The sequence below is a fragment of the Sorangium sp. So ce693 genome, from assembly GCF_051521375.1.
Lineage (GTDB): Bacteria > Myxococcota_A > Polyangia > Polyangiales > Polyangiaceae > Sorangium > Sorangium atrum.
The window spans coordinates 397,629-420,844 of record NZ_CP150347.1; the positions used below are offsets into that span (position 1 = coordinate 397,629).

General features: G+C 72.0%; 22 protein-coding genes. 14 read left to right on the forward strand and 8 right to left on the reverse strand.

Going from position 1 to position 23,216, the window contains the following annotated elements; genetic code table 11:
* Nucleotides 1-56: 56 nt before the first annotated feature.
* From WMF14_RS01500 to WMF14_RS01510, 3 genes are all read left to right on the forward strand, one after another.
* On the forward strand, nucleotides 57-3,473 hold the full coding sequence (locus WMF14_RS01500; RefSeq protein ID WP_437798421.1) for a DUF2126 domain-containing protein: 3,417 nt from the start codon (nucleotides 57-59) through the stop codon (nucleotides 3,471-3,473).
* A 53-nt stretch (nucleotides 3,474-3,526) separates the two neighbouring features.
* Nucleotides 3,527-3,847, forward strand: coding sequence for a hypothetical protein (locus WMF14_RS01505; RefSeq protein ID WP_437798422.1), 321 nt, complete (start codon nucleotides 3,527-3,529; stop codon nucleotides 3,845-3,847).
* Between the two features lie 308 nt (nucleotides 3,848-4,155).
* On the forward strand, nucleotides 4,156-4,368 hold the full coding sequence (locus WMF14_RS01510) for a hypothetical protein (protein ID WP_437798423.1): 213 nt from the start codon (nucleotides 4,156-4,158) through the stop codon (nucleotides 4,366-4,368).
* Nucleotides 4,369-4,389: 21 nt separating this feature from the next.
* On the opposite strand, the gene WMF14_RS01515 is transcribed toward WMF14_RS01510, so the two are convergent.
* Nucleotides 4,390-5,748: a hypothetical protein gene (locus tag WMF14_RS01515; RefSeq protein WP_437798424.1), complete on the reverse strand. Its 1,359-nt coding sequence runs from the start codon at nucleotides 5,746-5,748 to the stop codon at nucleotides 4,390-4,392.
* Between the two features lie 250 nt (nucleotides 5,749-5,998).
* The gene (locus WMF14_RS01520) at nucleotides 5,999-6,577 is read right to left on the reverse strand and encodes a protoglobin family protein (RefSeq protein WP_437798425.1); all 579 of its coding nucleotides are present in this window, start codon (nucleotides 6,575-6,577) and stop codon (nucleotides 5,999-6,001) included.
* Nucleotides 6,578-6,983: 406 nt separating this feature from the next.
* Here WMF14_RS01520 and WMF14_RS01525 point away from each other — a divergent pair, with 406 nt between their 5' ends.
* A complete protein-coding gene (locus WMF14_RS01525; RefSeq protein WP_272097374.1) occupies nucleotides 6,984-7,874 on the forward strand; it encodes an SDR family oxidoreductase in 891 nt (296 codons plus the stop codon).
* Nucleotides 7,875-8,015: 141 nt separating this feature from the next.
* On the opposite strand, the gene WMF14_RS01530 is transcribed toward WMF14_RS01525, so the two are convergent.
* Together WMF14_RS01530 and WMF14_RS01535 are read right to left on the reverse strand one after the other, a co-directional pair.
* Nucleotides 8,016-8,450 (reverse strand): hypothetical protein, encoded by a 435-nt coding sequence (locus WMF14_RS01530; protein WP_272097375.1) that lies wholly within the window; start codon nucleotides 8,448-8,450, stop codon nucleotides 8,016-8,018.
* 80 nt (nucleotides 8,451-8,530) lie between these two features.
* Nucleotides 8,531-9,244: a hypothetical protein gene (locus WMF14_RS01535; RefSeq protein ID WP_437798426.1), complete on the reverse strand. Its 714-nt coding sequence runs from the start codon at nucleotides 9,242-9,244 to the stop codon at nucleotides 8,531-8,533.
* A 93-nt stretch (nucleotides 9,245-9,337) separates the two neighbouring features.
* Between WMF14_RS01535 and WMF14_RS01540 the strand changes: the two genes are divergently transcribed.
* From WMF14_RS01540 to WMF14_RS01550, 3 genes are all read left to right on the forward strand, one after another.
* Entirely contained in the window at nucleotides 9,338-9,979 is a 642-nt protein-coding gene (locus tag WMF14_RS01540) for an O-methyltransferase (RefSeq protein ID WP_272097377.1), read from the forward strand.
* Nucleotides 9,980-10,081: 102 nt separating this feature from the next.
* The gene (locus WMF14_RS01545) at nucleotides 10,082-10,978 is read left to right on the forward strand and encodes a type III pantothenate kinase (RefSeq protein WP_437798427.1); all 897 of its coding nucleotides are present in this window, start codon (nucleotides 10,082-10,084) and stop codon (nucleotides 10,976-10,978) included.
* 8 nt (nucleotides 10,979-10,986) lie between these two features.
* A complete protein-coding gene (locus WMF14_RS01550) occupies nucleotides 10,987-12,045 on the forward strand; it encodes a FecCD family ABC transporter permease (protein ID WP_437798428.1) in 1,059 nt (352 codons plus the stop codon).
* A gap of 13 nt (nucleotides 12,046-12,058) precedes the next feature.
* On the opposite strand, the gene WMF14_RS01555 is transcribed toward WMF14_RS01550, so the two are convergent.
* From WMF14_RS01555 to WMF14_RS01570, 4 genes are all read right to left on the reverse strand, one after another.
* A complete protein-coding gene (locus tag WMF14_RS01555; protein ID WP_272097380.1) occupies nucleotides 12,059-12,457 on the reverse strand; it encodes a (deoxy)nucleoside triphosphate pyrophosphohydrolase in 399 nt (132 codons plus the stop codon).
* A 90-nt stretch (nucleotides 12,458-12,547) separates the two neighbouring features.
* Nucleotides 12,548-13,654, reverse strand: coding sequence for an FHA domain-containing protein (locus WMF14_RS01560; RefSeq protein WP_272097381.1), 1,107 nt, complete (start codon nucleotides 13,652-13,654; stop codon nucleotides 12,548-12,550).
* Between the two features lie 298 nt (nucleotides 13,655-13,952).
* Nucleotides 13,953-14,579, reverse strand: coding sequence for a Holliday junction branch migration protein RuvA (ruvA, locus tag WMF14_RS01565; RefSeq protein WP_272097382.1), 627 nt, complete (start codon nucleotides 14,577-14,579; stop codon nucleotides 13,953-13,955).
* Nucleotides 14,576-15,094, reverse strand: coding sequence for a hypothetical protein (locus WMF14_RS01570; protein ID WP_437798429.1), 519 nt, complete (start codon nucleotides 15,092-15,094; stop codon nucleotides 14,576-14,578). Before WMF14_RS01570 ends, ruvA begins: the two co-directional genes overlap by 4 nt.
* 201 nt (nucleotides 15,095-15,295) lie before the next feature.
* Between WMF14_RS01570 and WMF14_RS01575 the strand changes: the two genes are divergently transcribed.
* The 7 genes from WMF14_RS01575 (at nucleotide 15,296) to WMF14_RS01605 (ending at nucleotide 23,162) form a co-directional block, all read left to right on the forward strand.
* The gene (locus WMF14_RS01575) at nucleotides 15,296-15,703 is read left to right on the forward strand and encodes a hypothetical protein (protein WP_437798430.1); all 408 of its coding nucleotides are present in this window, start codon (nucleotides 15,296-15,298) and stop codon (nucleotides 15,701-15,703) included.
* Entirely contained in the window at nucleotides 15,700-17,034 is a 1,335-nt protein-coding gene (locus WMF14_RS01580; RefSeq protein ID WP_437798431.1) for a LysM peptidoglycan-binding domain-containing protein, read from the forward strand. The genes WMF14_RS01575 and WMF14_RS01580 overlap by 4 nt, the downstream gene beginning before the upstream one ends.
* A 318-nt stretch (nucleotides 17,035-17,352) precedes the next feature.
* The gene (locus WMF14_RS01585) at nucleotides 17,353-18,990 is read left to right on the forward strand and encodes a tetratricopeptide repeat protein (protein WP_437798433.1); all 1,638 of its coding nucleotides are present in this window, start codon (nucleotides 17,353-17,355) and stop codon (nucleotides 18,988-18,990) included.
* A gap of 473 nt (nucleotides 18,991-19,463) precedes the next feature.
* Nucleotides 19,464-20,036 (forward strand): hypothetical protein, encoded by a 573-nt coding sequence (locus WMF14_RS01590; RefSeq protein WP_272097387.1) that lies wholly within the window; start codon nucleotides 19,464-19,466, stop codon nucleotides 20,034-20,036.
* Nucleotide 20,037: 1 nt separating this feature from the next.
* Nucleotides 20,038-21,258: a matrixin family metalloprotease gene (locus WMF14_RS01595; RefSeq protein WP_437798434.1), complete on the forward strand. Its 1,221-nt coding sequence runs from the start codon at nucleotides 20,038-20,040 to the stop codon at nucleotides 21,256-21,258.
* A 399-nt stretch (nucleotides 21,259-21,657) separates the two neighbouring features.
* Nucleotides 21,658-22,107 carry a hypothetical protein gene (locus tag WMF14_RS01600; protein ID WP_437798435.1) on the forward strand — a complete coding sequence of 150 codons (450 nt, stop codon included), beginning with the start codon at nucleotides 21,658-21,660 and terminating at the stop codon, nucleotides 22,105-22,107.
* 344 nt (nucleotides 22,108-22,451) lie between these two features.
* On the forward strand, nucleotides 22,452-23,162 hold the full coding sequence (locus tag WMF14_RS01605; RefSeq protein WP_272097391.1) for a hypothetical protein: 711 nt from the start codon (nucleotides 22,452-22,454) through the stop codon (nucleotides 23,160-23,162).
* Nucleotides 23,163-23,216: the final 54 nt, after the last annotated feature.

Below are 23,216 nucleotides of genomic sequence, written 5' to 3' on the forward strand. Positions count from 1 at the left end.
CGAGACGCAACGGGGCACTTCTGGTTGGATAGGGCCACCCCCGGAGACAAACCACCGTGCGCCTGCTCATCCAGCACCGGACCCGTTACAACTATCCCCGCCCCGCCTCGCTCGGCCCGCAGCTCATCCGGCTGCGGCCCGCGACGCACGCGAAGGCGAAGATCGAGTCGTACAGCCTGAAGATCGACCCGCCGATCGCGGCGCGCTGGCAGCAGGACCCGTACGGCAACCACGTGGCGCGGGTGCTCTTGCCCGCGGGCGAGCGCGTCCCTCACTTCGACGTCCTGGTCGAGCTCGCGGTCAGCGTGCGCCCCGTGAACCCGTTCGACTTCTTCCTCGACGAGCGCGCGAAGGAGGTCCCGTTCTCGTACCCAGCCGAGCTCAAGCAGGACCTGGCCCCCTTCCTCGACAGCTCCGACCCCTCGTTCGCCCGCGGCCCGCTGCTCGATGAGTTCCTCGCCGGGCTGCCCTCGAAGGGCGACACCGTGTCGCTCCTCGTCGCGCTGAACACCGCCGTGAACCGGCGCATCAAGTACGTCATCCGCGAGGAGGCCGGCATCTGGACGCCGGAGGAGACGCTCGCGCAAGGCCGCGGCAGCTGCCGCGACTCGGCGGTGCTGCTCATCGCGGCGCTCCGGTCGCGCGGGCTCGCCGCGCGCTTCGTGAGCGGCTACCTCGTGCAGCTCACGGACGAGGGGATGATCCCCGACCAGCCGCGCGGCGTGAGCCGCGACGTCGTCGACCTGCACGCGTGGGCCGAGGTCTTCCTCCCCGGCGCAGGCTGGATCGGCCTCGACGCGACGAGCGGCCTGCTCTGCGGCGAAGGCCACATCCCGCTCGCCTGCACCGCCTCGCCCGCGCTCGCGGCGCCGGTCGAGGGCACGAGCGACACGCGCGCGACCGACGTGACCTTCGAGATGAAGGTCGGGCGGCTCGGCCACGAGCCGCGCCCCACCACGCCCTACGAGGAGCCCGTGTGGCAGGAGCTCCTGTCCGTGGCCGATCGCGCGGACGAGCGGCTCGCCGCCGCGGGCTTCTCCCTGACCATGGGCGGCGAGCCGACGTTCAACTCGCGCGAGTACCCGGACGCGCCCGAGTGGCGCGAGGGCGCGCTCGGCCCGACGAAGTGGTCGCAAGGGCTCCGGCTCGCGCACGAGCTCCGGCGCCGGATCACGCCGGGCGGCGTCCTGCTGCTCCGCGCCGGCAAGCACTACCCCGGCGAGAGCCTGCCCCGCTGGGCGCTCGAGATCATCGGCCGGCGCGACGGCGTCCCGATCTGGACCGAGATGTCCCAGGCGCGCCACGCCGATCCGGCGACCAGCGCGTCGCGCGGGCGCGGCGTCGAGCTCTCGCGGAAGTTCGCCGACGCGCTCGCGGCGCGGCTCGGGCTGGCCGACTTCCTGATGCCGGCCCTCGAGGACCCCTGGCGCCACCTCCAGGACGAGGCGAGCCTGCCCACCGACGTCGACCCGCTCAAGGCGAACCTCGACGACCCGGAGGAGCGGCGGCGCCTCGCCCGGGTCCTCGATCGCGGGCTCGGGCGAGAGGCCGGCTTCGTCCTGCCCCTCGCGCGCCAGTGGGGGTCGTGGATCAGCGAGCGCTGGGGCTTCCGGCGCGGGCACCTCTTCCTGCTCCCGGGCGACAGCTCCATCGGCCTGCGCCTCCCGCTCCGCTCGCTCGTCGCGGTGGCCCCGCCGCCGCCGATCGAGGAGCTCGTGTCGCCGCAGGACCCGCGGCGCGGCGATCTCGAGCTCGACGAGGAGGACGAGAAGCAGCGCCGCGTCGAGCTGCTGGACGGCGACGGCGACCTGGAGCACGCCGAGACGGCGCGCGCGCGCGCAGCGCAACGGCACGCCCACGACGGCGAGCGCGCCGTGCACGCCCAGCGCGCCGCCCCCGCCGCGGGGCGTTCGGGCTACGGCGTGCGCACCGCGCTCTGCGTGGAGACGCGCGACGGCCTCGTCCACGTCTTCCTTCCGCCGCTCCTCTCGCCGGGCGACTTCTTCGACCTCATCGCCGCGATCGACGCGACCCGGCAGGAGACGGGCATCGACGTGCTGCTCGAGGGGTACCCGCCCCCGCCCGGCGCGAACGTGCTCCGCTTCTCGGTGACGCCGGACCCGGGCGTGCTCGAGGTGAACCTGCCGCCCTCCGATGGCGTGCGCGCGTACGCGTCGCTCCTAGAGACGGTGTTCGACGCGTCGCTCCACACCGGCCTGCACTGCGAGAAATACCTGGTCGACGGGCGCATGGCGGGGAGCGGGGGCGGCCATCACCTCACGTTCGGCGGCCCGACGCCGCTCTCGAGCCCCTTCCTGCGCCGGCCGGATCTGCTGGCCAGCCTGCTCACCTTCAACCAGCACCACCCGTCGCTCTCGTACATGTTCGCCGGCCTCTTCGTCGGCCCGACGTCGCAGGCGCCGCGCGTGGACGAGGCGCGCCACGAGAACCTCTACGAGCTGGAGATCGCGCTCTCGCGCGCGTTCGAGCGCCGGCAGAACGAGCCGGCGTGGCTCTCGGACCTCCTGTTCCGCCACCTGCTCGTGGACATGACGGGCAACACGCACCGCGCCGAGGTGAGCATCGACAAGCTGTTCGATCCGCAGACGGCGCACGGCCGGCAGGGGCTCATCGAGCTGCGCGCCTTCGAGATGCCGCCGCACTTCCGGATGGCGGTCGCCCAGGCGCTCCTCGTCCGCACGCTGCTCGCCTCGTTCGCCGAGGAGCCGTACTCGGGCCGGCTCGTGCGCTGGGGCCAGGCGCTGCACGACCGCTTCCTCTTGCCGTACTACCTGTGGCGCGACTTCGAGGACGTGCTGGATCACCTGAAGCAGCGCGGGCTCGCCCTGCCCGCGGACGCGTACCGGCCGTTCATCGAGCTGCGCTGCCCGGTGGTGGGCACGCTGCACGCCGGCGACGTGGTGCTGGAGGTGCGCAACGCGATCGAGCCGTGGCACGTGCTCGGCGAGGAGCTGACGACGACGGGCACGTCGCGCTACGTGGACTCGTCGATGGAGCGCATCGAGGTGCGCGTGCAGGGGCTCACGCCGGAGCGCCACACGGTGCTCGTGAACGGCCACGTGCTGCCGCTCCGGCCGACGGGGACGGCGGGCGAGCACGTGGGCGGCGTGCGGTTCCGCGCCTGGGCGCCGCCGCACAGCCTGCACGCGCACCTCGGCATCCACCACCCGGTCCACATCGACATCCTGGACACGTGGGGCAAGCGCTCGATCGGCGCGTGCGCCTACCACGTGTGGCACCCCGAGGGGCGCTCCTACGACGCCGCGCCGCTCACGCGGTTCGAGGCGTCGGCGCGGCGCGCGCAGCGGTTCACGATCGAGGGGCCGACGCCCTGGCCGGTGACCGCGAAGCAGGCGTTCGCCCACGGCGACGCGCCCTGCACGCTGGATCTGCGGCGCTACGCCGTGGACCGCCCGCCGCCCAAGCCGCAGAAGCCCGAGGACGAGGGGTGAGCTGCGGGGCCGCGCTGCGGTGAGACCCAGCGCGGCCGCATGACGTCGTAGTCGTGAACGTGGTCGTGGTCGTGAACGTGGTCGTGGTCGTGAACGTGGTCGTGGTCGTGAACGTGGTCGTGGTCGTGGTCGTGGTCGTGGTCGTGGTCGTCAACGGCTCGGCCGTGAACGTGAACGTCACCCGGAAGCCGCCGCTCTCGTTCGTTGACCAGGGCATCGGCAGAACGTTTACGTCCACGATCAGGTCGTCGACGACCACGACCACGACCACGACCACGACCACGACCACGACCACGTTCACGACCACGTTCGTGAGCGATGGGTCGGGGGCCGCCTGGACGGAGGTCCGTCGCTCACGGTCGAGCCGGGTGTGACACTTTGGCCCAGCGCGCACGCCCGGCGCGCCGCGCGGGAAACCGCGGCGCCGGCGGCGCTGAGCGCCGCCAAGGCCCGCTTCGCTGTGGCGATTTGCCTTCTCGCGGGCCCCCCAACGTCCGTCGGCCGACGTGCTCGGGTGAGCCGGAAGTCCGGCGCCGAGCTCGCTTTGCGCGGCATAACGGCTCTCCGGGTCTGCGGAACAACAGGTGAGTCGCGTCAGAACGCCGATTGGTACGCCCCCTGCTTGGGTGTTCGATGTCCCCTGCATCGCATGCGGACAGTACACCACGAAGGAGGACAACTCATGTTGCGCAAGGTGCTCGCAGTGCTCTTGGTTTCCACGGTTCCCCTGGCGGCAGGCTGTTTCGTCGACGCGGACGATGACAAGGACGAAGGGGACGACTGCATCACGGCGTGTTCGACGGAGCGGGACGATTGCGTCGCTGCATGTGACGACGACGGCGATTGCGTCTCGGCGTGCGAAGAAGATCACGACTGCGACTCGCTCTGCATCTGAGAGCGCCGCGCCGTCGCTGGATCAGGGATGTCGCCCGGGCAGGCGCCGCGAGAGCCTGGCCGCGAGCGACGGGCGGGTCCGGATCACGTGCCACATCGGCCGGAGCCCGGAAGGGAAGGCGGCCTCGGCGAGCGAGGGCAGGAGCGCTTCATCGACGTTCTTGACGGCGACCACGCGCTCTTCCCTCCGCTCGATCCAGATGAGCTCGCCGTCGGCGGCCCGCCCGAGCCGCGGCTCCTCGCCGGCGATCGGCGAGGCGTCGTGGAGCCGCCACAGCGCGGCCTCGACGCCCGCCGCGGCGCCGGCGTCGTCCCACGCCGACGCCCACGCCGTACCGATCGCGTCCGTCTTCCGATCGCGCACGAACAGGGCGCGATCGCCGTCCCAGGCCGCGGCCAGCGCGCGCATGTCGCCGAGCTCGGGCGCGCCCTCGAGCGGGCGCAGGAGCAGGTACGTGAGCCACTCGCCGAGGGTGTCCCAGTTGAGCCGCTCGAGCCGCTCGTCGAGCGCGGACGGGATCTCGTCGAGTCCGACGCCGACCTCGGGGTCCTGGGCGTCGAGGGTGAGGATCTGCTGGGTGCTCCCAGGCGCCCGCGTGGTGAATAGCGCGTCCTCGCTCGACCAGTCGAACGGCGGGAGCCTGTCGATGAAGGGCGTCGCCGCGCTCACCCCGGTCAGGTTGTGGGCGCAGTACTCGAGCCCGAAGCTGTAAGCGAACGATGGATACGCCATGAACAAGAACGGGAGCTCGCTCCCGGCGAGCAGCTCTTCCCGACGCGCGTGCACCGAGGACAGGAGCGGGCCCCAGTCCACGAGGTGCAGATCGGCGTCGAGGCGCTCCTGCATGATGAAGCGCCCCTCCGCGAGCGTCGCGTCGCCCTCGGTGACCGCCCGCTGCGCGAGGAATGCGTCGCTCGTCAGCGCGTCGTCCTGGTCCGGCGCCAGGTCGAAATGCTGATCCTGGAGCCCGTGCACGTACTCGTGGACGAGGACGGCGTCGTCCACCTCGCCGATGAGCACGATGCCCTCGCTCTCGGGAGAGTACCAGGCAGCGGCCCAGTCCCCCGAGCGAGCCAGCGTCCCCCGCAGGTCCGCGTCGACGGCGAAGAAGCCGAGCCGGCCGTAGGTCGCGGCCATCTCCGCGAGATCGGCCTCCTCGGCGTCGGCCGCGGCGGCCTCCTGGTCCGCCTCGTACTCGTCCCGCGATATCGTGGCGACCGGCACGGCGTGGCGGAACGACAGCTCGCGCACCTGCTCGGCGCGCCTCGCGAGCCGGGCGAAGCGGCGCTCCTCCTCGGATGGCTCGTCGCTGCAGCCGGCGACCGTCGGGATGAAGGACAGTCCCACGAGAAGCGCGATGCCATCGAAGAATCGGTTCATGGTGGCCGGGCGCCTAGCACCGCATGTGCCGGGTTCGTCGTCGCAGTATTCCCGGCCGATCCAGGCGGGCCGCAGTCGGCCGCGCCATCGCGCGGCGCGCGGGGCGGGCCGGCGCAGCGCAAGCCGTTGTGCGCTTGCGCAAACGGTCGCGCAATTGCGCAATGGGCCATCCGCTCGACGCGCCGCCGCCCGCCGCCCGCCGCTGCGGTCCGTCCCGGCGGGCGATGGTTGGGGTCGGAGGGGGAGGGGATCAAGCCGCCGAGAGGTAATGGCGCGCGATGAGGTCGTTCTGGAGCCAGAGCAGCTTGTTGAACGCGCGGAGGGTGCGCACCTCGGCTTCCCGGTCGAGGCCCAGCGACAGGATGGTCTGGAGCAGGGCGTCCGACACGAAGCCCATGAGCGCGTTCATCTGCACGAGCGGGACGACGACCTCGGGATTGCCGGTCTTCGTGGTGTGGATTTTCCCCACCATGTCGAGGTAGGCGACCATCTTCGGATCATACGGATGGGTCACGAGCCGGACGAGGTAGGCCGAGAGGTGCTGCTTGCGGAACTTGATCTGCTCGTGGCCCAGCGTCAGCGACGCCAGGTCGGCCGGGGGCGCCCCCTCGTAGCCGTGCTGCTTCGGCACGAAATGGCGCTTCGTGGCGTCGTAGAGGAACAGCTTTTCGTACACCGCGTCGACGAGCGCCTCGACCCGCGGGGCGAGGTGCGGCGCGGCGCCGTGGATCGCCGCGATGTCCGCCTCGCCGAAGCCGACAAACTCGATGAGGTATCCGAACCGATACTCGAGATCTGACTCCAGACGGCTCTCGTCGATGTGTTTCATCACCACGGTTCTCCTCCGCGTCTTCGCCGGCGGCATGCCGCGAGGCGACGCAGGGTGAAGACACCGGACCAGCTGTCGCCTGTCAAGCCTTGACGTGACGGGTCGCGGCGGCACCGGGCGACAGGGGCGCGCGTCGTCTGCTCGATCACGTCGATCACGTCGATCACGTCGATCACGTCCCCCACGTCCATCACCGCGAGAGGCCTGCTGCCGTGTCCGCTCGCGAGCGCCCGGCGAGGATCCGACGGCACGAGCCGCTCGCCGGTCGCTGCGCCGGTGTGTAGGGGGAGCTCCGATCTGGAGAGCAGGCAGCGACCGATGGCTGGGCTGTGCCGACGCCCTTATGGCCACGGTTCGGTAGGAGCGCGTTCGGCCGCTCCCCACAGCGCAGCGTCAGGAGGAGGTTATGCAGAACACTGGACCGACAGCGGATCCGAGAGGCGCAGGCCCGAAGCCGCCTTTCGAGGGCAAGACACAGGAGCGTCCCGGAATCGAAGGCAGGATGGATCCGAGGCCCGATTACGGCGAATCGTCGTACAAGGGGCTCGGCCGCCTGAAGGACCGCATCGCGCTGATCACGGGAGGGGACAGCGGGATCGGCCGCGCCGTCGCGCTCGCGTTCGCCCGCGAGGGGGCCCACGTGGCGATCTCGTACCTGAGCGAGCACGAGGACGCGAAGGAGACCGCGCGCGTCGTGAAGGAGGCGGGGCGCGAGGCGCTCACGATACCCGGCGACCTGGCCGACGAGGGCCATTGCAGGAAGGTCGTCGAGGAGGCGGCGCGCAAGTTCGGGCGCATCGATATCCTGGTGAACAACGCCGCGGAGCAGGGCAAGGCCGTCGAGCGGTTCGAGGACATCGACGCTGCGCGCGTCGAGCGCACCTTCCGCGTCAACATCCTGGCCATGTTTCACATGGTCCGGTACGCGCTGCCGCACATGAAGGAAGGCGGCTCGATCATCAACGTCGCCTCGATCCAGGCGTACCAGCCGAGCTCGAATATCCTCGATTACGCGTCCACCAAGGGCGCGATCGTCACCTTCAGCAAGGGGCTGGCGCAGGACCTCATCGAGCGTGGCATCCGCGTCAACGCCGTGGCGCCCGGGCCCGTGTGGACGCCGCTCATCCAGCAGTCGTTCGACAAGGAGAAGGTGGCCACCTTCGGCAAGAATCATCCAATGGAGCGCCCGGCACAGCCGGTCGAGCTCGCCCCGGCGTTCGTGTTCCTGGCCTCGAACGAGGCGAGCTACGTCAACGGCGAGGTCCTAGGCGTAACCGGCGGCAAACCCCTTTCCTAGAGCGGGGCGCACCCGCTGCGGATACGGGCCCACCTCGACGTTTTCGGTGCTCAGCGCACCGGAATGCGCTTCCGCGCCGAAAACGCCGATCTGGGCCCGTCTCCTGTGCGGGTGAGCCCCGCGCTGGGGCGGCGGGGGGCGTCAGGGATCGGTGAGCTGCTTCAGGTCGACGCTGACGCCGAGGTGGTGGAGCGCGTCCTCGGGGCGGGTGAAGATGCCCATCGGCTTTGAATAGCCCTTCGAAAGCCGCCCGAGCTGGAGCACCCCGGTCGCGCTCTTCAGGAGGACCGCGGTCCTCTTGAAACCTTCCGTCAGCCGCGTGTGACAGTGAGCGAACGCATTCTCGAACCCGTCGTCGTTGCGCAGCGGTGCATCTCGGGCGTCGACGAGCAGGAGCGTGCGCCGCCTGGCGATCGCCTCGAGCGACCGATTGATGCGGTCGAAGCTCAGCTCGATCGCCGCGATGCTCGGATAGTTCAGCGAATATCGCTTGATGAGCACGAGCTGCTGAGCGGGGTCGTGATGGACGGCCGTGTACGGGTCCCGCTCGATCTCGCGCAATCCGAGGAAGGCCACGACGGAATGGTATGCCCGTTCGCCCGGGGCGTCGACCCCGGCGGCGCCGCGCGGCATGGCGGCCCGCGGCGGCTCACCCGTCACTCGCAATCCGCACCGCACTTCGCCTCTTCGCACGCGAAGACCGCCCCGGCGGTCTGCACGCCGTCCGCGTGCATCGCCGCGCACGCTTCCTGGCAACCATCTCCGTCCGCACGGCACAACTCCACGCACGCGAGCATCGCCCTGCACGACGGGTCGGCGACGCACGCGTTCATCTCGGCGGCGCACCCCGTGAACCGGCAGGACGCGCAAGGGGACAGCGCGTCTCGCGACGGGCATTGCGCCCTGCACAGCTCGGACGCGCAGCCGCCTTCGAGGAAGATGCCCGAGATGCCCGCCCGGTGCGCCGTCATGCACGCCTGCTTGCAAGCGACGTCCTCCGCCGCGCAGCCGAGGAGGCAGTTGCCCAGCGCGGCGCACTCCGTGCTCCGCTGGCACGCGCAATAGCTCTCCTGACAGCGCAGGGCGAGGCAGGTCGTGCACGGATCGCCGATCGACGCGCAATCGTAGACAGCCTCTCCCCCCGCGCCGCCGCCGGCCGTCGTGGAGCTCGCCGCCCCGCCAGCGCCGCCAGCGCCAGCGCCACCAGCGCCGCCAGTGCCGCCCGCGCCCCCGCCGCCCATGCCGGCTCCGCCGGAGCCGCCCAGGCCGGCGCTGCCGGCGCTGCCCGTCCCGGGGCTGCCGCCGGTCGAGCTGCAGGCCGCCGCCAGGAGCGCCGCTGCGGCGCACGTCTGCCAGGAAGAGAAGGCCATGGTCGACGCTACCGCGAAGGCCGCCGGCGGCTCAAGGTGAGGCGAGGAGCGAGCGCGCACCGATGCTACGGTGCCCGGCCGAGGAACCGCGCCATGATCGCCATCGTCAATCCAGAGCTGGATCGCTACGTTCACGACCACTCCGAGCCGCCTCCCGCGCTCCTCGACGAGCTGCGCGAGTTCACCCTCGCCCATGAGCCGAGGGCGGTCATGCAGGTCGGGCGGGTCGAAGGCGCCCTGCTCAGGATGCTGGTCGCGCTCATCCAGGCGCGCCGGGTGCTCGAGATCGGCACGTTCACCGGCTACTCGGCGCTCAGCATGGCCGAGGCGCTCCCGCCGGACGGCGAGCTCATCACGTGCGATCGCGACCCCGAAGTGGCCCGCATCGCCCGATCGTTCTTCGACCGCAGCGAGCACGGCGGGAAGATCCGGATCGCGCTCGGCGACGCGCTCGCCACCCTCCGCGCCATGCCGGCGAGCCCGGCCTTCGATCTCGTGTTCATCGACGCCGACAAGGAGCGGTATCCGGCCTACTACGAGGAGGCCCTCCCGCGCCTCCGCCGCGGCGGGCTGATCGTCGCCGACAACACCCTCTGGAGCGGCGAGGTCCTCGCCCCCGAGAGCGCCGACGGCCGCGCCATCGCCGCCTTCAACGATCTCGTCTTCCGCGATCCCCGGGTCGAGAAGGTCATGCTCACCGTGCGCGACGGGGTGACGCTCGCGCGCAAGCGCTGAAGGCCGGGCGCGCGCGGGCGTGCGGCACCGCGCCGCGAGCGCCGGCGGCGCGTCCGAAATCCTGGCAGGATCCCGGGCGCGCGGCGCTAGAGTCGCGCCAGCATGCTGCTCGCCATCGACGTCGGGAACACCAACATCAGCTTCGGGGTGCTGGAGGGCGAGGTGCTCCAGCACCACCTGCGCTGCGAGAGCGCGCGCTCCCGCACCGCGGACGAGTACGCCGTGCTCGTCCGGCAGATGCTCGACCTCCGCCGCGTCGACCTCGCCCGCATCGACAGCGCGATCGTCGCGAGCGTCGTGCCGACGCTGACCGACACGATGGTGGGCCTCGTCGAGCGGGCGTTCGGGATCGAGCCGCTCGTCGTGGGGCCTGGCATCAAGACCGGGATGGCCATCCTCTACGAGAACCCGCGCGAGGTCGGCGCCGATCGGATCGTCAACGCGGTCGCGGCGCACGAGTGGGTGCGGCGGCAACCCGAGCCCGCGCCCCGCGCCGCGCCGGCGCGAGCGCACGCGGCCGAGCCCGACCGGGGTGATCACCCCGCCGGCGCCATCGTCGTCGACTTCGGCACGGCGACGACGTTCGACTGCGTGACCCCGAAGGGCGAGTACCTGGGCGGCGTCATCGCGCCGGGCATCCAGATCAGCGCCGAGGCGCTCTTCTCCCGCGCCGCGCGGCTGTCCCGCGTCGAGATCGCGCTCCCGCCCCGGGTCGTCGGCCGCAACCCCGTCCACTCGATGCAGTCGGGCATCGTGTACGGCTACGCGGGGCTCGTCGACGGGCTCGTGGGCCGCCTCCGGCGGGAGCTCGGCTACCCGTGCCGCGTCATCGCCACCGGCGGCCTGGCGCGGCTCATCGCGCCGCAGACCGAGACCATCGAGGCGGTCGACGACGACCTGACGCTCACCGGGCTTCGCCTCATCTACGAGCGGAACGCCGAGCGCAACAGCGGGCCCGCCACCCTGCCGCCCGCGGCGCGCGGAGGCGGCCAGGATTGACGTCGCCCGTGTCCGGCCGCGCCCCGCGCCGAGCGAGCGCGCCCTCCCTCCCGGCGCCGCCCGCGTCCGGCCGGGGCCTCCGCCGCGCGCTCGTCCTCGCCGCGGCGCCCGCGGCGCTCGTCCTCTCGCTCCTCCTCGCCGTGGTCCTCGGCGCCGAGCCCGTCTCGATCGCGCGCGCCGTCGCCGAGCCCGGCCTCGACCGGACCCTGCTCATCGACGTGCGCCTGCCGCGCGTGCTCCTCGCGGCCGTCTCCGGCGCGGGCCTCGCGGCCGTGGGCGCCGCGTTCCAGGCGCTGCTCAGGAACCCGCTGGCCGAGCCGTACGTGCTGGGCGTCTCCGGCGGCTCCGCGCTCGGCGCCGCGGTCGCGATCGCGCTCGGCATCGGCGCGACGACCGTCCTCGGCGCGACGCTCCTGCCCGCGGCGGCGCTCGCCGGCGGCCTCGTCGCGACGCTGCTCGTCTACGCCATCGCGCGCGGCGCGGCCGAGGGCACCTCCGGCGCGTCGATGCTCCTCGCCGGCGTCATCGTGAACGCCATCGCGGCGGGCCTCATCTCCTTCCTCAAGACGCTCGTCTCCCCCTCGCGCGCCCAGCAGCTGCTCCGGTGGCTCATCGGCTTCGTCGAGCTGCCCACGACCTCGGCCCTCCTCGGCGTCGCCGCGTACGTCGCCGCAGGCTGCGCCGTGCTCCTCGCCGACGCCGCGCGCCTGAACCTCCTCTCGCTCGGCGACGAGTCGGCAGGGACCCTGGGCGTCGACGTCCGCGCCGTCGAGCGCCGGGTCTTCCTCGCGTCCTCGTGCGTCGTCGGCGCGATCGTCAGCCGCACCGGCCTCATCGGCTTCGTCGGGCTCATCGTCCCGCACGCGATCCGCCGGCTCTGCGGCGCGGATCACCGGCGGCTCTTGCCGCTGTCGCTCGTGGCCGGCGCGGTCCTGCTCACCACGTGCGACCTCGTCGCGCGGCTCCTGTTCCGGTGGCTCGGCACGGAGCCGCCCGTGGGCGCGGTGACCGCGGTGCTCGGCGGGCCGATGTTCCTCGTGCTGCTGCGGCGCTCGCCGCGCCTGTGAGGGCGCGGGCGCGTCAGGTCATGCCGAGGAGCTTGTTCATGCTGGCCTCGTCCGCCGGCGTGAACGGGTAGCGATCGAACTCGGCGCTCGTGACCCACCGGAACGCGTTCACGGCCAGCGAGGCGAGCTCGCCGCTCTTGATGTGGCACTCGTAGAGGTACAGGTCGACGACGTAGCGCTCGTAGGGGTGGCTCACGAACGAGATCAGCTGGCCCACCTCGATCTCGACGCCGAGCCGGTGGCGGACCTCGCGCTTCAGCGCCGCCGCGTCCGTCTCGGTCTCCTCCACGCGCCCCCCGGGGAACTCCCAGAGCATCGGGAGCACGGCGGTCGGGCGGCGCTGGGTGATGAGGTACCGGCCGTCCTGTTCAATCACGGCGGCGACCACGCGGATGGTGCGGACCATTTCCATGGCGAGTGTCTCAGGGCTGCTGAGCGTACGATGGGGCGTCGGGTTGTGCGAGCGGGACGGTCGCGCCCTCGGAGCGACGGCGGCGCGCCCTCAGACGTTGATGCGGAACAGCTGCTGACCCATGAGGAGGATGTCGCCGCCCGTGATCTCGGTCTCGCCGAGGACGCGGAGGAAGGTGCCGTTCGAGCTGCCGAGGTCCGTGAGGAACAGCCGGCCGCCCTGGAGCGAGATCTGGCAGTGGAGCCCGGAGACGTAGCCGTCCTCGGGGAAGAGGATGTCGCCGCGCTCGCGCCCGAGGTGCAGGCCGGTGTCGGGGACCGGGAACGCGTTGCCGGTCGCGTCCCTTCCGATGATGAGGGCCAGCCGCGCGACGTAGCCCTTTGAGGGGCTGCCGAGCCGCTCGACGCCGTCGGGCGTCGTGGGCGCCGGGGAGAGCGGCTCGACGCGGACGATCTCCTGGCCGATGCGGAAGACGTCGCCGTTGTCGAGCTGCACCGGCGTGTCCCTGCGCAGCCTGCGGTAGACGCCGTTCAGCGAGCCCTCGTCCTTGACGAAGAGCCGCCCGCCCTTGATCGAGAACGTCGCGTGGCGCGGCGAGAGGTAGCTGTCGCCGCCGAAGATCGTGCCCGAGTCGCGCCCGATCAACGTGGGGTTCGTGGGCAGCGTGTACGAGCCGGCCTCGGTGCCGTCGGCCCGGAGCGCCGTCAGCACGACGTTCGCGGCGCCCGACGTGGAGACGACCGGCGTGGAGGGCTGCGCGGCCTGGCCCGCCGGCTTGACGAGCTTGAAGCCGCACAGCGCGCAGAACTTGTTCGACGGCGGGTTGGGCTCCTGGCACTGGGGGCAGACGACCGTCCCCGCGCCGGCCGCCGCTGCCGGCGTCGCGGGCGCTGCCGCGGCCGCCGCGGCCTTCTTGCCGGCGCCGGTGTCCTCCCCGCGGGCCGGGGCGATGAACGCCGCGGGATCGACGAGCGCGGGCGGCGGGGGCGCGACCGCGGGGCCCTTCTGGGCGCCGGTGCCGATGGCGGTCGGCTCATCGCCGTAGTCCTTCGCCCGCGTCGCCGCCGGCACGCCGTGGGGCGGGGTGCCGGCCGCGAACTTCTTGGGCGAAACGTCGCGAGGCAGCTCGGCGCCGCAGCCGAGGCAGAACTTGTAATGGTCCTGATTTTCCTTGGAGCACTTCGGGCAGGTGATCACCACGCCTCCTCACAACGAGCGACCGGACTGGATCCCAGGGCGAACGGCGGCGGGAGCATATTCGCCGCGGCGCCCCTCTGTCGACTGTCTGTCGCTCCTCCGCCTCCCCGCGGGGGGTTGCGCGCCGCCGTCCGCCCGCCCGCCGGGGCGATCCCGCCCGGAAAACCGCGGCTCGCCGGGGCGGGCTGCCGCGGTTTGCCGGGCGCGGGCGGCCGCGGCTCGCCGGGCGAGGGCGGCCGCGGCTCGCCGGGCCTGGGCGGCCAGGCTTGCAGGGCTCGTCGGGCGCCGGCGGCGTGGCTCACTTGGACAGGAGCGCGAGCGCGTCGCGCACGAGGTCGCCGAGCGGGGCGCTGTCGACGCGCGCGCCGAGGGCTGTGACGGCGCGTTCCGCCTCGGCAGGGCGGTAGCCCATGCGGGTGAGCGCGCTGTGGAGGAGGTCCTGCTTGGCGTCGGCGGCTGCGGGCGGAGGGGCCGCGGCGGAGAGCGGGGCCGAGGGGAGGTGGACGAGCTTGTCCTTCAGCTCGAGGACGAGGCGCTCGGCGGTCTTCTTGCCGACGCCGGGGATGGCGGTGAGGCGCGCGGTCTCCCGGCGGGTGATCACCGCGGCGAGCTCCCCCGCGCCGAGCGCGCTGAGGATGGCCATCGCGATCTTCGGGCCGATGCTGGAGATGCCGATGAGCACGCGGAAGGCCGCCCGGTCCTCGCGCGTCGCGAAGCCGTACAGGAGGAGCGCGTCCTCGCGCACGTGGGTGTGGACGAACAGGGTGATCGCGTCCGAGCCGGCCTTCGCGTTCGCGGCGATGCCGCGCGCGCGCCCCACGGCCCCGAGCGGGACGGTCACCTCGTAGCCGACCCCGCTGACGTCGAGGACGACCGTGCCCTCGTCGCCTTCTTCAACGACGTGGCCGGAGAGCCGGCCGATCAATTGACCTTGGCCCCTTGCTGGATCCACCTGCGGATGGCGTCGCGCTCCGCGGAGGGCAGGGGGTCGCCGCCAAAGGGCATCGGGTCGCCGCAGCCGTCGGGAGCGCACTCGAGGTCCCCGCAGCTCAGGGTGTCGTCGAGCTTGTGCAGGAGGAAGCTGTTCGCGGGGTCGCCGGCCGTGATCCGCGGCATCCCGGAGGGCGCCCTCGATGCGGCGCCGACGTTCTGGGCCACGATCGCGTCGATCTGCGCCTGCGTGGCCTGCTCGCTCAGCGGCGGGCCGAGGTACGCGAACCCGGCCGAGCCGGCCTCGGCGCCGTGGCATGTCGAGCTGAACGAGCAGGACCGCTGGAAGATGGGGAGGACCTCGGCCGAGAAGCTCACCTCGGGCGTGGCGCCGTCGAACTTGCTGTAGTCGAAGCACTCCGTCGCGGGCCCGGGGCCGTCATCGCCGCAGCCGGCGCCGGCGCAGGCCGTCGCGACAAGGAAAATCAGGAAGAATTTCCGCACGTTCACCCCTCGCACCCAGATGTCGGGGTGGGACCCTAGCAGAACTGCGCGCGCTCCGTAACGCGTGACGTCGCGCCGCCCACCTCGGGTCGCGCGGGTCGTTCCGGCGCGCGCGGCGCGCCGCGCCGTTGCGGGGCGCACCGCCGGGGCGCGGAGATCGCCGCGCGTTTGGCCGGCCGGCGCGGCGGCGGGTAGGCTGGGCGTCCCATGAGGATTGGCCTGGGCATCGGCGCGATGGCGCTCGCGCTCGCCGCGCTCAACGTCGGTTGCGGCGGAGGGCAGGACGCTGTCGAACGACAGCTCTCCGAGCTGCGCGCGGAGCTCGTCAGGGTGCGCGCGGAGAACGCGGTGCTCACGGATCGGGTGGGCTCGCTGGAGCGCTCGCGGGGCGGCGTCCGCAGCGCGGCGCGCCCTGGCGAGGCCGGGGCGCGCACCGTGCCCCCGGAGGAGCCCGACAGGCCTGACCTCGAGGTGGTGCGGCTCGCGCCGGAGGACGACGGCGCGCGGCCGCCCGTGCTCCGCTCGACCGCGAACGGCGTCGTGATCGAAGAGCCCCCGGGCGGATCGCCGCCGCCGAGCCCGCCACCCTCACCCACGTCGAGGCGCAAGCGATGAAGTTCCCCCCGAAGGCAACGCTGGTCCTGGTCTCCCTGGCGCTCGTCGCGGCGCCGCCGCTGGCGCGCGCTCAGGATCAGCAGGGCGGCGAAGAGGGCGCCGGCCAGGGGCCGGGCGTCACCGTGGTCCAGCTCCCGAGGGGCGAGCCGACCGTCGAGACGCAGGTCGTTGTGCCGGGTTATCCGCAGCCCGGGTTCGATCCGAACGCCCACCTGCCCTCGAGCTCGCGGGGCACGACGGACACGTCCCGCCCGTCGGACGGCTTCGATCTGGGCCGCCGCAGCGAGGGCCCCGCCTCGGTGAAGGGCGGCGCGAACGGCAGCTACGTCGTCGAGGGGCAGTTCGTGCCCGAGTCGCACTCGGTGCGGCGCGGCGACACGCTCTGGGACATCTCGGGCAGGTACTACACGAACCCCTATGCGTGGCCGCAGGTCTGGGCGCTGAACCCGCAGCTCCAGAACCCGCACTGGATCTACCCGGGCGACCGGATCCGGCTCCACGACCCGAGCGAGGGCCCGACCCGCGGCAGCATCGGGTTCGGCGCGAACCAGCTGGGGCGAGGGGGGCGGGTGCCGCAGAAGACGGTCTTCCTGCGCGAGCTCGGCTGGGTCGACGACGTGAAGAAGGACACGTGGGGGGAGCTCGTCGCGAGCCCCGACGACCAGATGCTCCTCAGCGAGGGCGACGACGTCTACCTCCGCCTCTCGGACGATCACGACGTCTCGATCGGCCAGGAGCTGACGATCTTCCGCGAGATCAAGAAGGTGAAGAGCGGGGACGTGAAGGGCGAGCTCGTGACGGTGCGCGGCACGGCGCGCGTGGATCGTTACAACCCGAAGACGCACATGGTGCGCGCGCGGCTCGTCGAGTCGCTCGACGTGGTCGAGCGCACGGACAGGGTCGGCGCGGTGCTGCGGCGCCTCGACGTGGTGCCGCCGGTGGGCGCCGAGGCGGATCTCGAGGCGAAGATCATCGCGGCCGTCTACCCCTACCAGCTCGTCGGGCAGAACCAGGTGGTGTTCATCGACAAGGGCGAGAAGGACGGCGTGAAGCCGGGGCAGCGCTTCTTCGCGGTCCGGCGGGGCGACCGCTGGCTGCAGCAGATCGGGGGCGCGGGCAAGCTGGCCACGGTCCGGCCGCGGGTGCAGGACGAGCGTCCGGCGCAGGTCGACGAGCCGAAGTTCGGCGTCGACGAGGAGCTGCTGCCGGACGAGACCTACGCTGAGCTGCGGGTCGTGCATGTGCGCGAGCGCACGGCTGCGGCGCTCGTGACCCACGCGATGTACGAGGTCGAGCGGGACGCGGTGCTGGTCTCGCGCAAGGGCCTCTGAGGATCGGCCGTCTACGGCTTTTCACGGCCGGGGTGGACGAGTTCACGGGCCCGCATCCGATTGCGTGAGCGGGCCAACGTGCAGAAAGCCAGCGGCCCCAGCCGTCGGCGCGCCTCCGCTCGCGGGCGGCGGAGGGAAACCGGAAACGGAAAACGGAAACCGGAAAACGGAAACCGGAAAACGGAAACCGGAAAACGGAAACCGGAAAACGGAAACCGGAAAACGGAAACCGGAAAACGGAAACCGAGCGCTGCCGCGCGCTGACCGCGCAATGTCTCCACGAGAGAGGCGCTGGCGCGGTATGATGTTCCGCCTGGCATGCGTCGCCTCCCCGAAGTCCAGTCCGAGCTGAAGGGCGTGGATGGCGATCCTCCCACACAGCGCTCGTTCGACAGCGCGGCGGATCGCTGCACGCCGAGGAGCGGATCGCTGGCCGAGGTGCTCGGCGAGGGGGTGACGCGGGGGCCCCGTTCGAGCGCGGCGCCTCCGAGCCTCAACAGCACCCCGCCGGAGTCGCGCGGCAACGCGCTGCGGGAGCGCGGCAACCTGCTCCTCCGGCGGAGCGACTACGTGGGCGCCGCGCGCGACTACGACGAGGCGCTCGCGCTGTTCCGTGCGACGGGCGACGCGCTCGGGCAGGCCCAGGTGCTCATGGATCGGGGCGCACTGCGCCTGCGGGAGGGCGTCCCCGCGCAGGCGGTGCGCGACTACGACGAGGCGCTCGCGCTGTTCCAGGCCGCGGGCGCTCGCGCGGCGGAGGGCGACGCGCTGAGGGCGCGGGGCTTCGCGCGCGCCGAGGAGGGCGATCTCGGCGGCGCGGTGTGCGACTACGATCTGGCGATCCAGCTGTTCCTGCAGCTCGGCGATCGCGAGCCGCTCAAGCCCCGGGCCGGGTCGCGCGGGGCCGCCGACGCCGACGCCCCGGGCCCCTCGGAGCCGCCTCGCGCCCGCCCACACGGCGCCGCGCACGGGCGGGCGCTCAAGGCGCGCGGCGATCTGCGGGTCCGGCTCCGCAACCTCCCGGGAGCGGCGCGCGACTACAGCACCGCGCTCGCGCTGTTCCAGGACACGGGGGATCGGAGCGGGCAGGCCAGCGTGCTGAAGGCGCGGGGCGACATGCGGTTCGGCCAGGACAACGTGACGGGCGCCGCGCGCGACTACGACTGGGCGCTGACGCTCTATCAAGCGACCGAGGACCACCTCGGGCAGGCCGGCACGCTCAAGGCGCGCGGCGATCTCCGGGTGCGGCAGGGGGATCTTGCGGGCGCCGAGAAGGATTACGATCACGGGCTCGAGCTGTTCACGGCGACGCGCGACGTCCTGGGCCAGGCCGCGGTGCTGAAGGCGCGGGGCGATCTGCGCTCCGTGCAGGAGGACCTCGTGGACGCGGTGCGCGACTACGACCGTGCGCTCGCGCTGTTCCGCACGGGCTTCGAGCGCCGCGGGCAGGCCGCGACGCTCAAGGTGCGGGGCGATCTCCGCCGCAAGCAGTTCGAGCTGGTGGCCGAGCTCGTGGGGGTCGCGGCGGCCGATGCGTCGGACCTGGAGGAGGCGCTCTCGGACTACGAGCAGGCGCTCGCCCTGTTCGAGGTGCTCGAGGACGGCGCGGGTCAGGCCGGCGTGCTGCGGGCGCGGGGCGATCTGGCGCGCATCCAGGGGGATCTCGCCGCGGCGCTGTCGCTCTACCTCGGAGCGAAGCGGCTCCTGGACGTGTCGGGCAACGCCGCGGAGCTCTCGGCGACCCTCGCGGAGATCGCCCGGACGCACGCGCTCGCGGGCCGCGCGGCCGAGGCGCGCGCCGCGGCGGAGCAGGCGCTCGCGCGGGCCGATCGCGCGACGAGCGCCGAGTGCCGCGAGCTCGCGGAGGCGGTCCTCGCCGGTCGCGTCGTGGCGCGGGGAGAGGCCGGCGCGAAGCGCGACTCCAGGGCGCCGAACGGCCTGAAGCGGTTCGACTGAGAGACGCCCTGAGCGGCGTCGGGGCGCGGAGGGCGTCGGGGCGAGGCCTCCGCGCGCCCGTGCCTCCGCGGGCGGCGCGGGGCCGCGCCGAGGGCCCGAGCGCCGCTGGCGAGCGGAGACCGCCCTTGATGGCGCTGATGGCGAGTTGACCCGATCGACGGACAGCCACCCTGACTCCGCCCGATGCTGTCGAGAGCGGGGATGACCCGATAAGGGGGTCTCATGCCCGAGAGCCTCCGGGAGAGCTCCGGAGTGCGCCGTCTACGTGTACGGCACAAATCCAGGCGTACCACGGCGCGGGTGGTAGTGCGCGTCTCCGTACATGTCGGCGCGCCGTCGCGTCGCAGCGTGATGATCCGCCGTCACGACAGACGGGCAACACCACGGCAGCGCGAGCACGTTGCAGTCCTGTTTCCTGTGTGGCCGCCGCGCGCGCTTCGGGATAGAAATGAATGTCTTAAGGAGTCATCTACATGAAGAGAGGCTTGAAAGCAGTGCTCGCCCTGTCGGCTGCGCTCGCTCTGCTCGGCATCGGCGCGCCCGCGGACGCGACGACGGCCGTCCTGCTCTCGCGGGAGGAGCTCGTGCGCCAGTCGGCGACGGTCGCGCGCGTGATCGTCGGCCGATCGTACGCGACGGAATCCGACGACGGAAAATCGATCGTGACTCGCACCGAGCTCACGATCACCCAGCCGCTCAAGGGGGGCGCGGCGGACAAGGGGGGCTCGAAGATGATTGTGCTGGAGCAGATGGGCGGGACCTACAACGGCAAGACACAGCGGCTGCTCGGCGACGCCAGGCTCTCGCCTGGCGAGGACGCCGTGGTCTTCCTGCGCCCGGGCGACAAGGGGCGGTGGCACCTCACGGCGCTGGCGCTTTCGGCCTATCATGTGGACAAGAAGGGCATGGCGCGGCGCATCCTCGAGGGGCTGCACCTCGTCCGGCGGACCGGAGCCGCGCTCGTGCCCATCGAGGCGCCCGTCGAGGACGTCGAGCCCATCGAGAGCCTCATGACGGACGTCGTGCGCATCGCGGGAGGGAAGTGAGGTGAGGCGCCACGTCGCCCTCGCCGCCCTGCTCGGCGCCGCCTCGTCCCTCGCCGTGGCCCGTGAGGCCGCCGCGTGGGTGCCGCTCGATGACGTGGTCCCCCGCTGGGACAAGCTGCCCGTCGCCTACTACATCAACCGCTCGACGATCCCGGGCGAGATCTCCGCCTTCGCCGTCGCCCGTGTCGAGTCCGGGTTCGAGACGTGGTCGAACGCGGGGTGTACGGAGTGGCGGGTCGACCTCCTCGGCGACACCACCGATCGTTACAACTACAACGACGGCAAGAACGTGTTTCATTGGATCAGCTCCTCCTGGCCGAACATGCTCGGCGACGTCAACTCGGTCATCGGCGTCACGATGCCGGTCTGGAGCTTCAACGGCGCCATCGTGGACGCCGACATGGTCTTCAACGACGTCGGGTTTTGCTGGAACGACACCGGCAACAACGGCTGTGTCGACACACAGTCGATCGCCACGCACGAAGAGGGGCACTTCCTGGGCCTCGGCCACTCCAGCGAGCGGAGCGCGACGATGACGCCTTACTATGTCGTGGGCTCGTCGATGCGCACCATCGAGCAAGATGACATCGACGGCGTGTGCGCGCTGTATCCCATCGGCGGGACCACGGCCGCGAATGCGGCGAGCGCCACGAGCGCCGCCGCCGGCGGCGGCGGCTGCGATAGCTGCTCGAACGATTCGCTCGCGAACACGTGCAAGGCCCCCTATGACGCGTGCGGCGCGTCGCTCGCGTGCAGGAGATTCATCGGCTGTATCAACGAGTGCCCGGACGACGCGTGCGTCGAGGGATGCTTGAATGATCAGCCCGAGGGGGCCGACATGTATATCAGCATCCTCGAGTGCGTCTGCGGGGAATGCTCGACCGAGTGCTCGACCGAGTGCGCCGGCTTCGATGGCGGCGGCGCCGGCGGCGCCGGCGGCAGCGGGGGCGACGGCGGAGCGGGCGGCAGCAGCACGTCGACCGCCTCGTCGGCCGGCGGCGGATCGAGCGTGGGCGCGACCGCGAGCTCGTCGGTCGCCTCGAGCGGCGGGGTGGGCGGCGGCGGCGGCGCCGATCCGGACGACACGCAGAAGAGCGGCGATGGGGAGTCTGGCGGCGATGCCGGGTGCTCCTGCTCGACGACCGGCCGATCGGCCGATGTCGGCGGGGTCATGCTCCTCGGCGTGCTCGGCGCGCTGGCGTCGCGACGGCGCCGGCGCTGAGCGTTCGATCGCGGGGCTTCGGGGGGAGCACCGGCCCTCGCGGCGGCGCGGAGCGAGCCTGGGCCTGCCGCGATCTTCCGGACCAGAGAGCACCTCAGAGGACACCTGGTGGAGGCCCACGCCGTCGGCGTGGGGGCTCTGACCTCCACCGCGCCGCGCGGGCGCCCGCCGGCGCGGCGCGGTGGAGCGCTAAAATCCCGAGATAGGCTGTGTTCTCCGCGGATCCTGGGCGCGCCGGGGGCGGCCCGGAGCGCCCCGACGACCTGGCCCGCCGGTTGCTCTATCCGGATGCGACGCCGCGAGACAGCGATGAGGGACGCCGAGGCGAGCTCGAACTCGCCGGAGGCCGCCGACATGCGATCTCGCGAGCGTGAACACCGGACCAAAGGACACACCACCATGAACATCAAGAACCTGCTCCTCTGCTCCCTCATCTCGTCCTTCGCCCTCGTCGGCTGCATCGCCGAGCCGCTCGAGGGCGACAGCGCCGATGACGGCGCGAGCGACGCCGCCGAGGTCGTGGGCGAGGGCGCAGAGGCGATCATCGGTCCTGGCGGCGATGACGGCGGCGGTCCGGTCACGAAGACCGTGAACCTCTCCTGCTCGATCACCTATCCCAGCATCTTCAACCCGAACGCCGCGATCAAGAACACCTCGCTCTTCGCCGTTCCGGACTCGGCGAAGATCACCTTCACCGTCACGCACTACTACGGCGATCCGGGGCCCATCACCCGCTCGGTCACCGGGCCGCTCGCCAAGGGCCAGACCAAGCTCGTCCCCCTCACGCACCCCGGCGCGCTCGACGCTTACGGCTGCACCGCCAAGGCCACCTGGACCCTCCTCGACTGAACCCTCGGCGACAGACCAGCTGTCCATCGCAGGGCCAGGGCGTCTCCGCGCACGGAGCCCCGATGTCTCGAGGCGCGCGTCCACGCGCGCCTTCGCGGAGCTCGCCCTGACTCCCGATCTCCAGGAGGGCAGCGGCAGGCGTCCTACCTGCTCCCACCATCTCCGCCTCGTGCCCAATTCTTGTTTTGCCAATTGACACAATAGAAAATAGGGCTACCCTGAAGCTCGTGACATCACCAGGCCGCCCGCGCGGCAGACCGAGGAAGGATCCGCAGCAGCTCGCGACATGGGTTCCGCCCGAAGGCTGGTCACGCCTCGTCGCGTGGATCTCGCCGGAGGAGCGGATGGCGCTGAAGCGCGTCGCGCTCGAGGCGAGCACCTCCGTGGCGGAGCTGGTGCGCGCCCTGGCGAGCGGGCTCGCTGGAGGCGTCATCACGCCTGACGAGCTGCTCGGCCAGGTACGAAAGGGCATTCAGGTCATGGAGAAGATTCCGACGATTTTCGATCGCGGCGACGACTTCAAGGTGCTCCCGAAGCCGCGCCAGGGGTGCGAGTGGGTCTTTGCGGGCGAGGGCCGTCCCACCGAGAAGCTCGACGGCACGAACGTGCGATTGACCGTTCGCTCGGGCCACGTGGTCCGGGTCGAGAAGCGCAGGAACCCGAGCAAGCTCCAGAAGCAGCAGGGGATCATCGACGGCTGGTACGTCGACGCGGACGAGCACGGGCCGGAAGACAAGTGGATCTTCGAGGCGGTTCGCGGGACGGAGTTCCAGGGCTGGCCGGACGGCGAGCACTCGGCGGAGGCGCTCGGACCGAGCATTCAGGGCAACCCGCTCGGGCTCGCCAGGCACATGGTCGTGCCGTTCAACCTCGAGATTCCCGTCTACGACGACATCCCGAGGACCTATGACGGCCTCCACGGCCTGTTCGATCACCTGGAGAGCCGCTTCGCCCCGGGCCACCTCGCCGAGGGAATCGTGTTTCACCACCCCGACGGCCGGCGCGCCAAGATCAAGCGCAAGGACTTCCCCGGAGGGGCAGGGAAGTCGCGGTGAGGCTCCGGCCGATCGGGGCGCCTCTCCGTCGGGATCGAGGCAGCTCGCGATTCG

What these genes read in the sequence shown, in the direction of transcription:
- WMF14_RS01585 (WP_437798433.1), top strand. Translation starts at nt 17,353, where the DNA reads ATGCGTCGCCTCCCCGAAGTCCAGTCCGAGCTGAAGGGCGTGGATGGC.
- WMF14_RS01580 (WP_437798431.1), top strand. Translation starts at nt 15,700, where the DNA reads ATGAAGTTCCCCCCGAAGGCAACGCTGGTCCTGGTCTCCCTGGCGCTC.
- WMF14_RS01590 (WP_272097387.1), top strand. Translation starts at nt 19,464, where the DNA reads ATGAAGAGAGGCTTGAAAGCAGTGCTCGCCCTGTCGGCTGCGCTCGCT.
- WMF14_RS01510 (WP_437798423.1), top strand. Translation starts at nt 4,156, where the DNA reads ATGTTGCGCAAGGTGCTCGCAGTGCTCTTGGTTTCCACGGTTCCCCTG.
- WMF14_RS01525 (WP_272097374.1), top strand. Translation starts at nt 6,984, where the DNA reads ATGCAGAACACTGGACCGACAGCGGATCCGAGAGGCGCAGGCCCGAAG.
- WMF14_RS01520 (WP_437798425.1), bottom strand. Translation starts at nt 6,577, where the DNA reads ATGAAACACATCGACGAGAGCCGTCTGGAGTCAGATCTCGAGTATCGG.
- WMF14_RS01555 (WP_272097380.1), bottom strand. Translation starts at nt 12,457, where the DNA reads ATGGAAATGGTCCGCACCATCCGCGTGGTCGCCGCCGTGATTGAACAG.
- WMF14_RS01515 (WP_437798424.1), bottom strand. Translation starts at nt 5,748, where the DNA reads ATGAACCGATTCTTCGATGGCATCGCGCTTCTCGTGGGACTGTCCTTC.
- WMF14_RS01575 (WP_437798430.1), top strand. Translation starts at nt 15,296, where the DNA reads ATGAGGATTGGCCTGGGCATCGGCGCGATGGCGCTCGCGCTCGCCGCG.
- WMF14_RS01540 (WP_272097377.1), top strand. Translation starts at nt 9,338, where the DNA reads ATGATCGCCATCGTCAATCCAGAGCTGGATCGCTACGTTCACGACCAC.
- WMF14_RS01535 (WP_437798426.1), bottom strand. Translation starts at nt 9,244, where the DNA reads ATGGCCTTCTCTTCCTGGCAGACGTGCGCCGCAGCGGCGCTCCTGGCG.
- WMF14_RS01545 (WP_437798427.1), top strand. Translation starts at nt 10,082, where the DNA reads ATGCTGCTCGCCATCGACGTCGGGAACACCAACATCAGCTTCGGGGTG.
- WMF14_RS01605 (WP_272097391.1), top strand. Translation starts at nt 22,452, where the DNA reads ATGGCGCTGAAGCGCGTCGCGCTCGAGGCGAGCACCTCCGTGGCGGAG.
- WMF14_RS01600 (WP_437798435.1), top strand. Translation starts at nt 21,658, where the DNA reads ATGAACATCAAGAACCTGCTCCTCTGCTCCCTCATCTCGTCCTTCGCC.